Origin of the sequence: Amycolatopsis sp. NPDC026612 (assembly GCF_040638285.1) — a bacterium.
In the GTDB taxonomy this organism is placed as follows: Bacteria; Actinomycetota; Actinomycetes; order Mycobacteriales; family Pseudonocardiaceae; genus Amycolatopsis.
In genome coordinates, this window is record NZ_JBEZYB010000005.1 from 1 (window position 1) to 13,324 (window position 13,324).

General features: G+C 74.1%; 15 protein-coding genes, 1 tRNA gene and 1 pseudogene. 8 read left to right on the plus strand and 9 right to left on the minus strand.

Translation table 11 applies throughout. From position 1 onward, the window contains the following. Window positions 1–693: NAD(P)H-dependent oxidoreductase (locus tag AB0F15_RS07005; RefSeq protein WP_360266428.1), on the plus strand; the 693-nt coding region annotated here is incomplete at its 5' end. 16 nt (window positions 694–709) lie between these two features. On the opposite strand, the gene bla is transcribed toward AB0F15_RS07005, so the two are convergent. Both bla and AB0F15_RS07015 read right to left on the minus strand, forming a co-directional pair. Continuing rightward, window positions 710–1,630, minus strand: coding sequence for a class A beta-lactamase (gene bla / locus AB0F15_RS07010; protein WP_360266430.1), 921 nt, complete (start codon window positions 1,628–1,630; stop codon window positions 710–712). Window positions 1,631–1,747: 117 nt separating this feature from the next. Continuing rightward, window positions 1,748–2,314, minus strand: coding sequence for a cysteine hydrolase family protein (locus AB0F15_RS07015; protein ID WP_360266433.1), 567 nt, complete (start codon window positions 2,312–2,314; stop codon window positions 1,748–1,750). Between the two features lie 53 nt (window positions 2,315–2,367). Here AB0F15_RS07015 and AB0F15_RS07020 point away from each other — a divergent pair, with 53 nt between their 5' ends. Next, on the plus strand, window positions 2,368–2,658 hold the full coding sequence (locus tag AB0F15_RS07020) for a hypothetical protein (protein ID WP_360266436.1): 291 nt from the start codon (window positions 2,368–2,370) through the stop codon (window positions 2,656–2,658). 3 nt (window positions 2,659–2,661) lie between these two features. Here AB0F15_RS07020 and AB0F15_RS07025 read toward each other — a convergent pair whose 3' ends face one another. Both AB0F15_RS07025 and selD read right to left on the minus strand, forming a co-directional pair. Further along, the gene (locus AB0F15_RS07025; protein ID WP_360266439.1) at window positions 2,662–2,874 is read right to left on the minus strand and encodes a DUF2795 domain-containing protein; all 213 of its coding nucleotides are present in this window, start codon (window positions 2,872–2,874) and stop codon (window positions 2,662–2,664) included. A 61-nt stretch (window positions 2,875–2,935) separates the two neighbouring features. Then, entirely contained in the window at window positions 2,936–3,928 is a 993-nt protein-coding gene (gene selD, locus AB0F15_RS07030; protein WP_360266442.1) for a selenide, water dikinase SelD, read from the minus strand. Between the two features lie 54 nt (window positions 3,929–3,982). Between selD and AB0F15_RS07035 the strand changes: the two genes are divergently transcribed. The 3 genes from AB0F15_RS07035 to selB all read left to right on the plus strand — a co-directional run bounded on the left by AB0F15_RS07035 (window position 3,983) and on the right by selB (window position 7,088). Beyond that, window positions 3,983–4,077 (plus strand) — tRNA-Sec (locus AB0F15_RS07035). A gap of 12 nt (window positions 4,078–4,089) precedes the next feature. Beyond that, window positions 4,090–5,373 (plus strand): L-seryl-tRNA(Sec) selenium transferase, encoded by a 1,284-nt coding sequence (gene selA / locus AB0F15_RS07040; protein WP_360266445.1) that lies wholly within the window; start codon window positions 4,090–4,092, stop codon window positions 5,371–5,373. Then, complete coding sequence (gene selB, locus AB0F15_RS07045) at window positions 5,364–7,088, plus strand: selenocysteine-specific translation elongation factor (protein ID WP_360266447.1); 1,725 nt, start codon at window positions 5,364–5,366, stop codon at window positions 7,086–7,088. The genes selA and selB overlap by 10 nt, the downstream gene beginning before the upstream one ends. 144 nt (window positions 7,089–7,232) lie before the next feature. Here selB and AB0F15_RS07050 read toward each other — a convergent pair whose 3' ends face one another. Both AB0F15_RS07050 and AB0F15_RS07055 read right to left on the minus strand, forming a co-directional pair. Beyond that, window positions 7,233–7,568, minus strand: a complete 336-nt coding sequence (locus AB0F15_RS07050) for a hypothetical protein (RefSeq protein WP_360266450.1) — start codon at window positions 7,566–7,568, stop codon at window positions 7,233–7,235. A 103-nt stretch (window positions 7,569–7,671) separates the two neighbouring features. Continuing rightward, window positions 7,672–7,962: pseudogene (locus AB0F15_RS07055) on the minus strand (hypothetical protein); the annotation flags it as partial. On the opposite strand from AB0F15_RS07055, the gene AB0F15_RS07060 reads away from it, so the two are divergent. Next, window positions 7,843–8,880, plus strand: coding sequence for an aldo/keto reductase (locus AB0F15_RS07060; protein ID WP_360267119.1), 1,038 nt, complete (start codon window positions 7,843–7,845; stop codon window positions 8,878–8,880). The pseudogene AB0F15_RS07055 and the gene AB0F15_RS07060 sit on opposite strands and share 120 nt — an antisense overlap. A gap of 82 nt (window positions 8,881–8,962) precedes the next feature. Here AB0F15_RS07060 and AB0F15_RS07065 read toward each other — a convergent pair whose 3' ends face one another. The 3 genes from AB0F15_RS07065 to AB0F15_RS07075 all read right to left on the minus strand — a co-directional run bounded on the left by AB0F15_RS07065 (window position 8,963) and on the right by AB0F15_RS07075 (window position 11,436). After that, window positions 8,963–9,835 carry an alpha/beta hydrolase gene (locus AB0F15_RS07065; RefSeq protein ID WP_360266453.1) on the minus strand — a complete coding sequence of 291 codons (873 nt, stop codon included), beginning with the start codon at window positions 9,833–9,835 and terminating at the stop codon, window positions 8,963–8,965. A gap of 65 nt (window positions 9,836–9,900) precedes the next feature. Next, entirely contained in the window at window positions 9,901–10,083 is a 183-nt protein-coding gene (locus tag AB0F15_RS07070; RefSeq protein ID WP_360266455.1) for a CsbD family protein, read from the minus strand. Between the two features lie 87 nt (window positions 10,084–10,170). Further along, entirely contained in the window at window positions 10,171–11,436 is a 1,266-nt protein-coding gene (locus AB0F15_RS07075) for a cation:proton antiporter (protein WP_360266458.1), read from the minus strand. Between the two features lie 116 nt (window positions 11,437–11,552). Between AB0F15_RS07075 and AB0F15_RS07080 the strand changes: the two genes are divergently transcribed. Both AB0F15_RS07080 and AB0F15_RS07085 read left to right on the plus strand, forming a co-directional pair. Next, on the plus strand, window positions 11,553–11,969 hold the full coding sequence (locus AB0F15_RS07080; RefSeq protein ID WP_360266461.1) for a hypothetical protein: 417 nt from the start codon (window positions 11,553–11,555) through the stop codon (window positions 11,967–11,969). Between the two features lie 38 nt (window positions 11,970–12,007). Then, on the plus strand, window positions 12,008–13,306 hold the full coding sequence (locus AB0F15_RS07085; protein WP_360266464.1) for a cytochrome P450: 1,299 nt from the start codon (window positions 12,008–12,010) through the stop codon (window positions 13,304–13,306). The last annotated feature ends 18 nt before the right edge of the window (window positions 13,307–13,324 follow it).

A 13,324-nucleotide genomic window follows, 5' to 3' on the forward strand; every position in this document is an offset into this window, starting at 1 on the left:
GGGCCGGCCCGCCGCCCGGCGGGCCGGCCCGCCGCCCGGCGGTCCCTGGCAGGACGGCCCATCATGGTGCTCGACGAAAAGCCGGTGGTGGTCTTGCTGGCCCATCCCCGGCCGGGAAGCCTCAACCACGCGCTCGCCGACCGGGTGGTCGCCGCGCTGACCGGCGCCGGGCGGCCGGTGCGGTTCCACGACCTGTACGCCGAAGGCTTCGACCCGGTCCTGACCGCGGAAGGGGCCTGCACCAGCGGGGCCCGCGCCGAAGACTTCCTCGCCGCCGAACCGGATCCGCTGATCCGGCGCCACCGCGACGAGCTCCGCGAGGCGAGCGGGCTCGTCGCCGTCCACCCGAACTGGTGGGGCAAGCCGCCGGCGATCCTCGGCGGCTGGCTCGACCGGATCCTCGTCCCCGGAGTGGCGTACCGCCTCGACGACGCCGGCGGCGCGCCCGAGTCGTTGCTCGCCCTGCGGCGGCTGCTCGTGGTCAACACGTCCGACACGACGGAGGAGCGCGAGCGGACCCTGTTCGGCGACCCGCTCGACGCGATCTGGCGGCGCTGCCTCGCGCCGTACCTCGGCGAGCCGGAGGTGAGCCGGATGGTGCTGCGGGTCGTGGCCGACGCCGGCGAACCGCAGCGTGCCGCGTGGCTCGACGACGTCGAAGCCGAGGTGCGGCGGCTCTTCGGCGGTCGTTAGTCGGCGGTCGTTAGCGTCAGCGGAGGGCGTCGAGGGCCAGCTTCGCCGCTTGCGCGATCAGCCGGTCGTCGTGGCCGGCGGTTTCGGTCCTCCGATCGGACATCACCACCAGCACGATCGGCGCCCGCCCGGGCGGCAGGACGACCGCGATGTCGTTGCGCGTGGCGTAGCCGCCGGTCCCGGTCTTGTCGGCGACGGCCCAGCCCGCCGGCGCACCCGCCCGGATCAGGGCCGCGCCCGTCGTGTTGGCGCGCATCAGGTCCGTGAGCACGGTCCGCTTTTCCGGGGGCAGCGCGGGGCCGAGGGTGAAGGCGCGCAGGGTGCCGGCCATCGCGCGCGGGGTGCTCGTGTCCCGGACGTCGCCCGGCGCGAGGTCGTTGAGGCCGGGTTCGATCCGGTCGACGTGCGTGGTCGTGTCGCCGGCCCCGCGCAGCGCGTCGGCGAGCCCCGCCGGCCCGCCGAGCTCCCGGAACAGCAGGTTCGCGGCGGTGTTGTCGCTGAAGCGCAACGCCGCATCGATCGCGTCGCGCAGCGGAAGCCCGGTGGCGACGTGCTTTTCGGTGACGGGGGAGTTCGGCAGCAGGTCGGCACGGCGGTAGGTCAGCACTTTCGCCAGCCCGTCGAGGCCGGTGCGCTGGAGCACGGCGCCCGCGGAGAACACCTTGTGCGTCGAGGCGTAGCCGAAACGATCGTCGGCGCGGTGGGCGACCTCGCGGCCGGAACCGGTGTCGACGGCGTACACGCCGAGACGGGCGTCGAAGCCGCGTTCGAGCGAGGCGAAGTCCGGCTGTGCCGCCACGGCGGCGGACGGCAGCGTCGCCGGGGCCGGGGCCGGGGCCGGGGCCGGGGCCGGGGCCGGGGCTTCGGCGGCGCAGGCGGTGAGGGGCACGACAACCAGCGCGGCGAGCGCGGCCCGCCGGACGTGGGGGAACGGCACGAGGACTTCCTTCCGGTGGTGATCGCATCCGCAGTCAGGGGTGAACCGGTCGCGCCCGGTTCTACCCCGGCCGGGCACCCCCCGCGACGGTTCGCCGCGGGCCCGAGCGCCGACCTGTCAGACCGGCGCCTTCACCGCGAAGTCCACTTCGGCCGTCTGCACCACCCCCGCCGCCCGGCCGGGCGCCGTCTGGTACTGCCAGTAGAGGTTCGTGTGCGCGATGACCTGGCCGGGTGGTGGGGCGCCGTACGCCGACAGGTCCTCCGTCGTGTGTGCGTCGGCCACCAAAGTCACGTCGTAGCCGCGGGTGAGCGCGCCGTGCAGGGTCGAGCGGATGCACGCGTCCGTCTGGGCGCCCGCCACCACCAGCGTTCCGATGCCGCGGGCCGCCAATACCTCCTCGAGGTCGGTGTCCTCGAACGAGTCGCCGTAAGTCTTGTGCACCAGCGGTTCCGGTTCGCGGCGGACGAGTTCCGGTACGTACGCCCAAGGTTCACTGCCGCGGGGCAGCTCGTCGCTGGTGTGCTGCACCCACACCACCTCGGTGCCCGCCGCGCGGGCCTTCTCGACCAGCGCGACGAGGTGGGCGAGGACGGTTTCGCGGTCGTGGGCCGCCTGCATCACGCCGTTCTGCACGTCGATGACGAGCAGGGCGGTGTGCGGGCGGCCGGTCAGTGTCGTCATGCCGATCACCCTAACCACCGGCACCGACAGTTTCCGGTAGTAGCGTGCCCGGCATGGACTACGGGATGCTCTTGCTCGGTGTCGTCGTGCTGGTCGTGGTCGTCGCACTGGGATCGTCGGCCACGGACCGCAAGCTGGCCCGGGTCGACCGCCGCCTCGCGCGGGTGGAACGGAAGCTGGACGCCATCGCCGACCGGCTGGGGGTGGCCGTCGTGGAGCCGGAACTCGCCGAGGTCACCGCGTTGCTGCGGCAGGGCAAGAAGATCGAAGCGATCAAGGCGTACCGTGCCGGCACGGGCGCGGACCTCAAGGAAGCGCGCGACGCCGTCGAGCGGCTCACCTGAGGATCAGGGTGCCCCGCCGACGTGCTTGGCGGACACCGCTTCCCAGACGGCGTCGAAGTTCTCGTACCGGTCGCTGTCCGGCAGCCCGCCGAGCGAGCCGAGCACGGAGTCGCCGCCACCCGCCGCGGCCGCCCGGCGCAGGAGCTCGTCGCGGCCACAGGGGTACTCGGTCTCGGCCAGGTGCTGTTCGAGGTCGGTCCGGTCCGAAGCGGGCATCGCACACCTCCTGATCGTTCTCTCCCGGGACGTACCCGGCCCGGCCGGCGGGGAAACGCCCTCAGCCGACGACGATCGTGTGGTCCGACCGCGGCTCGAGCGACCCGATCACCGGGTGACCGGGCAGTTCCCCGGCGACCAGCAGGCCGCCGGAGGTCTGCGCGTCCGCCAGCAGCAGGGCCTCGTCCCCGGAAATCCGGGACAGGTCGGCGTGCGGGCGGACCCAGTCGAGGTTGCGGCGGGTGCCGCCGCTGACGTACCCGTCGCGCAGGGCTTCCCGCGCGCCGTCGAGGTAGGGCACGGCGGCCGGGTCGAGGCGGGCGGTGACCCCGCTGGCCCTGGCCAGCTTGTGCAGGTGGCCGAGCAGGCCGAAGCCGGTGACGTCGGTGGCGCACACCGCCCCGGCGGCCAGCGCGGCCCGCGACGCGGCCGCGTTCAGCGTCGTCATGGCGTCGATCGCCTGCCCGAACCGTTCGCCGGTGGCCTTGTGCCGCGAGTTGAGCACGCCGATGCCGAGCGGCTTGGTGAGCGTCAGCGGCAGACCGGCGCGGCCGGCGTCGTTGCGCAGGAGCCTGCCGGGATCGGCGATCCCGGTGACGGCCAGGCCGTACTTGGGTTCCGGATCGTCGATGCTGTGCCCGCCGGCGAGGTGGCAGCCCGCCTCGCCGCAGACGTCGAGGCCGCCGCGCAGGACCTCGGCGGCCAGCTCGAACGGCAGCTTCTCCCGCGGCCAGCCGAGCAGGTTGACCGCCACCACCGGCGTGCCGCCCATGGCGTAGACGTCGGAGAGCGCGTTGGCCGCGGCGATCCGGCCCCAGTCGTAGGCGTCGTCGACGACCGGGGTGAAGAAGTCCGTGGTGGCGATCAGCGCGGTGTCCCCGGAGATCCGGACCGCGGCCGCGTCGTCGCCGGTGTCGAGGCCGACGAGCAGCTCGCCCGGTGGATCGACGGGCGAGGCGACGGTGAGGCCGCGGACGGCCGCTTCGAGTTCGCCGGGCGGGATCTTGCACGCGCAGCCGCCGCCGTGCGCGTACTGCGTCAGTCGGTAACCCACGGGTTCATCCTGCCCGCCGGCCGCGACCTTGGCAGGATGACCACCATGGTGCAGGGAGGCGTATCCGGCCTGGTGACCGGCACGGTCTTCAAAACCGTTGAACGGCAGGTTCTGCCGCTGGCGGGTTCGATTCCCGTCCGCCTCCGCCACCGGGGCCCGTCGTGAGCGACCCGCGCCGGGCCATCCCGAGGACCGACGCGCTGCTGGCCGAACCCCGGATCGCCCAGGCCGCCTGCCGGCTCGGGCGGGACCTGGTGAAAGCCGTGGTCGTCGCCGCCCAGCAGGCGGCGCGGGCCGGGAAGATCGCCCCGGAGGACGTTGCCGACGCGGTGCTCGCGCGGCTCCCGGCGAACGCGTCCTCGCTGCGGGCGGTGGTCAACGCGACCGGCGTCGTCGTGCACACCAACCTCGGCCGGGCGCCGCTTTCGCCGGCCGCGCTCGACGCCCTCGTCGCGGCCGGCGGCGCCACCGACGTCGAATTCGACCTCGCGACCGGTGACCGGGCCCGCCGGGGGCGCGGCGCGCTGGCGGCCCTGGCCGCGGCCGTGCCGGCCGCCGGTGCCGTGCACGTGGTCAACAACAACGCGGCCGCCCTGCTGCTCTGCGCGCTCACGCTGGCCCCCGGCCGGGAGATCGTCGTCAGCCGGGGCGAGCTGGTCGAGATCGGCGACGGCTTCCGCATCCCGGACCTCCTCGAAGCGGCCGGCGCGCGGCTGCGCGAGGTCGGCACCACCAACCGGACGTCGACCCGGGACTACGCGGCGGCGATCGGCCCGGACACCGGGTTCGTGCTCAAGGTCCACCCGTCGAACTACCGCGTCACCGGCTTCACCTCGGAAGCGGGGATCGCCGAGCTGGCCGGTCTCGGCGTGCCGCTGGTCGCCGACATCGGCTCCGGCCTGCTCGCCCCGCACCCGCTCCTGCCCGACGAGCCGGACGCGGCAAGTGCGCTGCGGGCAGGCGCCACGGTCGTCACCGCCAGCGGGGACAAACTGCTCGGCGGCCCGCAGGCCGGCCTGCTGCTGGGCGACGCCGACGTCGTCGAACGGCTGCGGCGGCACCCCGCCGCGCGGGCCCTGCGCGTCGACAAGCTCACCCTGGCCGCCCTCGAAGCGACGCTGCGGGGGCCGGAACCGCCGGTGCGCGCCGCGCTCGAAGCGTCCGTCGCGAGCTTGCGTGAACGAGCCGAAGCGCTGGTCAGGGCCCTGCGCGCCACCGATGCCCACGTGGTGGCGTCGGTGGCGGCCGTCGGTGGCGGGGGTGCGCCCGGCGTGGAACTGCCCAGCGCCGCGGTGAGCCTGCCCGCCCGGTACGCGGCCGCGCTGCGGACGGGTGAGCCCGCCGTGGCCGGCCGGGTCGTCAAGGACCGCTGCCTGCTCGACCTGCGGACCGTGCGGCCGGAAGAGGACGCCAAGCTGCTGGAAGCCGTCCGCCGATGCGGGTGATCGTCACCGCCGGGCACGTCGACCACGGCAAGTCCACGCTGGTGCGGCGGCTGACCGGGATGGAGCCGGACCGGTGGGCCGAGGAGCGCCGCCGCGGCCTCACCATCGACCTCGGCTTCGCGTGGACCCGCATCGGCGACGAGGACGTCGCCTTCGTCGACGTGCCGGGCCACGAACGGTTCGTACCGAACATGCTCGCCGGCGCCGGGCCGGCCCCGGCGGTCCTGTTCGTCGTCGCCGCGGACGAAGGCTGGATGCCGCAGTCGGCCGAACACCTCGCGGCGCTGGCCGCGTTCGGTGTCCGCCGCGGCCTGCTGGTCGTCACCAAGGCCGACCGGGCCGACCCGGCCGCCACGACGGCCGTGGCGCTGCAGGAGATCGCGGCGACGTCGTTGGGTGCCGTGCCGAGCGTCGCCGTCAGCGGCACCACGGGAGCGGGCCTCGACCGGCTGCGCGTGGCGATCGGGGAGCTGACCGCCGCGCTGCCGCCGCCCGACCCGGACGCCGACGTGCGGCTGTGGATCGACCGCGCCTTCACGGTTTCGGGTGCCGGCACGGTCGTCACCGGCACGCTGGCCGCCGGCACGATCGCCGTGGGCGACGAACTGCTGCTGGGGGCGGCGCGGGTCAAGGTCCGCGGGCTGCAGGCGCTCGGCGAACCCCGGGACCGCGTGACGGCCGTGGCCCGGGTGGCGGTGAACCTGCGCGGGACCGCGCGCGGCGACGTCCGCCGCGGCGATGTCCTGCTCACCCCCGGCCGGTGGCGCACCACGGCCGAGTTCGACGTCCGGTTGCGCGGCGCGGCCGCCGCGGACCTGCACCGCGAGCTGGTGCTCCACCTGGGCACGGTGGCCGTGCCGGTGCGGGTCCGTCCACTCGGGACGGACACCGCGCGGCTGACCACGGCCACCGCGCTGCCGCTGCGCACCGGGGACCGCGGCCTGGTGCGCGACCCCGGCGAGCACCGGATCGCCGCCGGGTTCGACGTCCTCGACGCCGACCCGCCCGCCTTGGCCCGCCGGGGTGCGGCGCGGGCCAGGGGCCGCGAGCTGGCCGAACCCGACCTCGCCCGGACGTACCTGCGCCGCACCGGTTTCGTGCGCGCCGCGGACTTCGCGGTGCTGGGCCTGCCGGCGACGGGGGAGCGGGTGGGCGAGTGGTACGCCGACCCCGGCCGGATCGCCGCGTTGCGCACGCGGGCGGCCGAGATCGTGGCCGCGTGGGACAGCACGGCCGCGGGCGTGCCGGTGGAGGCGCTGCGTCAGCGGCTCGGGCTGCCCGCGCCGGAGCTGGTCGCCCCCGTAGTGCGGGGCACCGGGTTCGAGGTGGCGGGCGGGCTGGTCCGCCGTCCCGGCGCCGGGCTCGCCCCAGCCGTCGAAAAGGCACTGGCCACGGTGGCGAAGGGGCTCGCCGAGCAGCCGTTCCGCGCGCCCGAGACGGACGAACTGCGCGCACTGGGCCTCGGACGGCGGGAACTGGCGGCCGCCGTCCGGCTCGGCAGGCTGACCGCGGTCGCGGACGGCGTCGTCCTCGGCCCGGACGTCGAAGAGCGAGCGGCGGCGGAACTGCGCCGGTTGCCGCAGCCGTTCACGGTTTCGGAGGCGCGAAAAGCCCTCGGCAGCACGCGGCGGGTGATGATCCCGCTGCTGGAACGCCTCGACGCGGCCGGGCGGACCGAACCCCTCGGCGACGGCACCCGGCGCACGAGGGATTAGGGCGCGGCCGGCCCACCTGCGCGACGGAGCCGGCGTCGGCCGCACCCACGGCGGACTCCGCGGTCTGGATCCGCTTGACCCGGGCCCTCGTGGAGCTGGCGGCCACGCTCACGCAAGACGGTCGCCCGCTTCGGCCGCCGCCCTTCAGCCGGCGCCGTAGCGGAGGCCGTCGACGAGGACGGCGACCATGCGCCTGCCGTGCCCCGGCTCGCGGCCGGGCACGGGCTGGCACAACAACGCGATCGTGTACAGGAGGTCCTCGGCGCCGAGGTCGCCGCGGATCGCGCCGTCGGCGGTCGCCGCGTCGAGCAGGGCCGTGAGCGTGGGTCCCAGCCGTTCCATGAAGTAGCCGGGCAGCCCTTCGAACGCCGGATCGCCCGAGTGCAGGGCCGAGGCGAGCCCGCGTTTGGTCCCGAGGAGTTCGACGAACCGGTCGATCCAGAGCGCAAGCGCCCGCTCCGGCGGGTGGGTGGCGCTCAACTCCGGGCCGGCGTCGGCGACGGCGTCGATCCCGGGTTCGCACGACGGCCTTGACCAGGTCCGAGCGCTGCGGGAAGTGCCGGTACAGCGTGCCGACGCCGACTCCGGCGAGGTCGGTGATCTCCTTGGCCGGGGCGTCCACGCCGGAGGTGTCGAAGACCGTCCGCGCCGCCTCGATCAGGGCATCGTCGTCGCGCTGGGCGTCGGCGCGCCGACGCCGGGTCTCCTGGGTCACTTCGCCCCTCTCGGCCGGCCCCTCGACGGGAGAGAACCCATGCACTACCGCACCCTCGGCCGAACCGGGATCAAGGTCAGCCCGTACGCGCTCGGCGCGATGATGTTCGCGACGTCCTTCGGCAACCCCGATCCGGACGACTCCGCCCGCATGATCCACAAGGCACTGGGCGCGGGCATCAACTTCATCGACACCGCCGACGCCTACGGTGACTCCGAAGAGGTCGTCGGCAAGGCGTTGCGGGGCCGCCGCGACGACGTCGTGCTCGCCACCAAGTTCGGCCGCCAGGTCGGCGACGACCCGCACCACCAAGGCGCGTCCCGGCGCTGGATCGCCACCGCCGTCGAGAACTCGCTGCGGCGCCTGCAGGTCGACCACATCGACCTCTACCAGCTGCACCGCACCGATCCCGCGACGGACGTCGAGGAAACGCTTTCCGCGCTGACCGACCTGCTTCGCGCCGGCAAGATCCGCGCGATCGGCACGTCCCAGAGCCTCGCCTCCGACATCGTCGAGGCCCAGTGGGTCGCCGAACACCGCGGCCTGGCGCGGTTCCGCGCCGAGCAGGCGGCCTACTCCCTGCTCAACCGCGGTGTCGAACGCGAAGTGCTGCCGCTGGCCCAGCGCTTCGGCATGGGCACGCTGATCTGGGGCCCGCTCGGCCAGGGCCTGCTCACCGGGCGCGTCCGCAAGGGCGAGCGCAACGACCTGCGCCGGGCCCACCTGCTCAAGCACCTCAGCGACGAACGCCGGCTCGACGTCGTCGAGCAGCTCGTTCCGCTGGCCGCCGAAACGGGCCTGCCGATGACCCACCTCGCGATGGCCTTCGTCATCGCCCACCCCGGGGTCACCAGCGCGCTGCTCGGGCCGCGGACCATGCCCCAGCTCGACGACCTGCTGGCCGGCGTCGAGGTCCGGCTCACCGACGACGTCCTCGACCGCATCGACGAAATCGTGCCGCCCGGCACCAACATCGGCGCGCTCGACCAGAACTACCAGCCGCCGGCCGTGCACGACCCGGCCGTGCACGACCCGGCCCTGCGCCGCCGCCCGCTCGCCGAGCGCGCCGCGGCCTAGCCGACTATTCGTAGCTGGGTTGGGGTCGCGGCCGGCCGTGAGTACCTGCCGCTCGTCGAACTCCCGGCCCGGACTCACTCGGCTAGGGGCAGCCGCCGAAGAAGTCGCCGAGCGCGGTGGCCAGTGCTTCCGGGTTCTCCTCGGCCACGTGGTGCCCGGACTCGATCGCGTGCCCGCGCAGGTCGGTCGTCCAGGGGCGCCAGACCGCCAAGACGTCGCCGTAGAGGTCTTCCATGTCGTCGCTCGACCAGAGCACCAGCGTGGGGCAGGTGATCCGCCGCCCGGCGGCGCGGTCCGCGTCGTCATGGGCGCGGTCGATGCCCAGGCCCGCGCGGTAGTCCTCGAGCATCGCGGTGACGGTGGCCGGGTCGTGGATCGCGCGGTGGAAGTCGGCGAAGTTCTCGGCGCCGAGCCGTTCGGGAGTGTTCTTCGTGCCGACGCCGTACCAAGCGTCGGGGTCGGCCGTGATCACCCGTTCGGGCTTTTCCGGCTGGGCGAAGAAGAACCAGTGGAACCACTCGCGCGCGAACCGCGCGTCGCAGCGGGCGAGGGCCTCGCCGATCGGGACGGCGTCGAGGATCGCCGCGCCGCGGACCACCGATGGGTGGTCGAGCGCCAAGCGGGTCGCCACGTACGCGCCGCGGTCGTGGCCCGCCACGAAAAACCGGTCGTGGCCGAGCCGGCGCATCAGCGCGACGCAGTCCGCCGCCATCGCGCGCTTGCTGTAGGGCGTGTGATCGTCATCGGTCGGCGGCTTGGTGGACTCGCCGTAGCCGCGGGTGTCCGCGCACACGACGGTGAACCGCTCGGCGAGGCGGGGGGCGACGCGGTGCCACGTGGTGTGCGTACGCGGGTGCCCGTGCACCAGCAGGACCGGTGGCCCGGAGCCGCCGTGCCGCACCCGCAGGGTCACTGCACCGACGTCGATGCGGTCCAGTGCGAAGCCGTCGAACACGCTATCCCCCGGACACGGACACGCTGCCGCACCCCGGTGTGCGGGGTGCGGCAGCGGAGAACGGGTCAGTCCTTGTTGGTGACGCCCTTCACGGCGTCCTTGACCTTCTCGCCGGCCTGCTTGAGCGAGCCCTTGGCCTGGTCCGACTTGCCCTCGGCCTGCCACTGCTCGTTGCCGGTGGCGTCACCGACGGTTTCCTTGGCCCGGCCCTTGAGCTCTTCGCCCTTGTTCTCGATCTTGTCGTTCATCTCGGTGCACCTTCCGTTGCGGCGACATTTCCGGATCGGCCAGTCGCCAAAAGGGCCTTGACTTACTGGTACCCATTTGCTCGCGGCCTACACATCGGCGGGTAAGTGCCCGCCCATCCGTTCGATCCGCTGGATCGCCGGCTCCGCGAGGACGCCGTGCACGATCACCGACACGGCGACGGCGAGGGCGCCGACCCGCCACAGCACGTCCTGCTGCGGGACCGGGAGCCGGTTGAGGGCGTAGGCGAGGTAGTAGAGCGTACCGATGCCACGCACGCCGAAGAACGCGATCGCCGCGGTGGCGGGTCGTCCCGGTGACGGCGCGCCGAGCAGGGAAAGCCAGCCGACCAGTGGCCGGACCACCAGGACCGCGACGACGGCGATCACCACTTCGAGCGGACGCAGCCCGCGCAGCAGGCCGTCGCCGATCGCCAGGCCCAGCCCCAGCAGAGCGAGCGGGACGAACAGCCGTTCCAGCTGGTGGCCGAACGCGTGCAGGACGCCGTGGTACTCGTGCTCGCGCTCCTGCGTGCGCACCGCGACGGCCGCCACGAACACGGCGACGAACCCGTTGCCGTGCACCAGTTCCGCGAGCGCGTAGGGCACGAAGGCGAGGGCGAGCAGGACCAGTCCGTCGGCGTACTCGGCCAGCCGCAGCCGGTCCGACGGCGTCCGGAAGATCCCCCAGCCGAGCAGCCGCCCGCTGACCAGGCCGGCCACGACGCCGACGACCAGCGGCAGCAGCAGATCCACCAGCACCCAGGAGAGGTCCAGGCGGGGCTCGGCGCCCGCCAGTGCCAGGCCGAGCAGGACGAACGGCATGGTGAGGCCGTCGTTGAGGCCGGCTTCCGTGGTCAGCGTGAAGCGAATCTCGTTGTTCCTGGCCAGTTCCGGCTCGACGTCGGGGTGCGGCACGCCGATGTCGCCCGCCAGCACCGGGTCGGTCGGGGCCAGCGCCGCGGCCAGCAGCAGCGCCACGCCGGGGGTGAGCGCGAGCCACCAGTACCCGAGCGCGGCGATCGCGAGGATCGAGACCGGCATCGTCACCGCGAGCAGCCGCCACGTCGAACCCCACCGGCGGAGGCCGAAGGGGCGGTCGACGGACAAGCCCGCTCCGGCGAGCGCGACCAGGATCCCCAACTGCGCGAAGGATTCCACGCCGTGCAGGTGGGCGGCCGGGTCGCTCCAGCCGTTGCCGTAGGGCTCGGGCAGCGGCAGCAGCCCGAGCCCGATGCCTGCGACGAGCATCACCAGCGGCACCGAGAAGGGCCGGTCGGCCACCAGCTTCGGCACGATCGCCGCGGCGAGCGCGAGCACGCCTGCCACTCCGAACAACACCGTCAACGACGACAAAGATCTCCTCCTGACCGCTCGTACCCGCACCACCGCGGCCAGGAGACCCGGTCGAGCGTGCCTCCGGGTTCCACCGGGCGCACCGCGATCGGCCGGGTACCCGTGTGCCGGGTAGCGTGGCCGGGGAGAGGCGCGCCGCGGCCAGGATTCCCGGGCGCGCGAGCGGCGAAACCGACGAGGAGGCCGCGGTGACGGCGACGAACGGTGCGGGTCGGCCGTGCCGGTTCTGCGGCAGGCAGCGCGATCCCCGGGTGCCCGGCCGGAACGGGCCGATCTGCGTGGACTGCGTCCGGGCCGGCCTGCGGGTGGTGCGCGACGGCGCGGACCGGGAGAGCGGCGCGGGTGACGTACTGGCGGCGGTGACGTCGCCACTGGCGGCGGTCTGCGACTTCTGCGGCCGCCGCGAGCGCCGGACGTTCCTCGGGCTCCGGCGTCCGCTGCTGCGCGTGGACTGCGCCGCGCGGGACGCGGTGATCTGCGTGGACTGCCTGGACCACGCCGGTGACGTGCTGAACGTCGCCCTGCGCGGCTGACGGCGTTTCCGGCCGGTCCCCGCGGGTAACCGGGCGTCATGACGTCTACTCGGGAATCCCGCACGCGACCGGCGACCGCTTCGGTGACCGAAACGCTGCGGGTCGCGGTCGAGGTGGCGCTGCCCACACTGGCCGGCGGGGTCATCAAGCGCCGTCCCGCGGCGATGGCGGTGGCCGGGAAGCTGCCGTTCGACCGCCGTGCCGTGCGGCTGCTGCGCCGTCTGCGCGACCGTCACTACGGCCGTCCGCTGAAGCTGCGCATCCCCGGCCGGTCGGTGGAACTGGCCCTGTCCGGCGCGGACGTGAAGCGGCTGCTGGCCGGCGCGCCGACGCCGTTCAGTCCGTCCACAGTGGAGAAACGGGCCGCGCTGGGGCACTTCCAGCCGCACGGCGTCCTGATCTCGGACGCGGCCGACCGCGCGGCCCGCCGCCGGTTCACCGAGACCGTGCTCGAAACCGGCCGTCCGCTGCACGAGCTCGCGACCCCGTTCGCGCAGGCGATCGCCGAAGAAGCGGCCTTCCTGCCGAGCGAGGGTTCGCTCGACTGGGACACCTTCAACGTCGCCTGGTGGCGGCTGGTCCGGCGCGTCGTGCTGGGCTCGGGTGCCCGCGACGACACGACGCTGACCGACCAGCTCGACCGGCTGCGGCTCGACGCGAACTGGGCGTACCTGCACCCGAAGCGCAAGCAGCTGCGCGAGGAGTTCCGGCGCCGCCTGACCGAGCACCTGAACCGCGCCGAGCCGGGCAGCCTCGCCGCCGTGATCGCCGCGGTCGGCGAAGACACCGCGCCCGACCAGGTGGCGCACTGGCTGTTCGCGTTCGACGCGGCGGGCATGGCGACGTACCGCACGCTGGCCCTGCTGGCGAGTCACCCGGCGGAACAGGAGCGGGCCCGCACGGACATCGGGGACACCGGGCCGGCGCAGCTGAGTTACCTGCGCGCGTGCGTGCTGGACGCGGTCCGGCTGTGGCCGACCACGCCGATGATCCTGCGCGAGACGACGGAGGAGACGTCCTGGGGTCCGGCGGGGACGACGGTGCTCGTCTTCACCCCGTTCTTCCACCGCGACCCGGACCTGCCCTACGCAGACCGGTTCGAACCGGACCTCTGGCTCGACGGCCGCGCGGCGGAGAACCCGGCCCTGGTCCCGTTCAGCGCGGGCCCGGCGATCTGCCCGGGCCGGGACCTGGTGCTGTTCAGCGCGAGCACGATGCTGGCGAACCTGCTGCGCCACCACCGGTTCGAACAGGCGTCGGGATCGGTCCTGTCCCCGGAGCGCCCCTTGCCGGCGACGCTGGACAACTTCCACCTGAAGCTCAACCTCGTCGGCTGAGCCGGTGCCGCCGCAGTG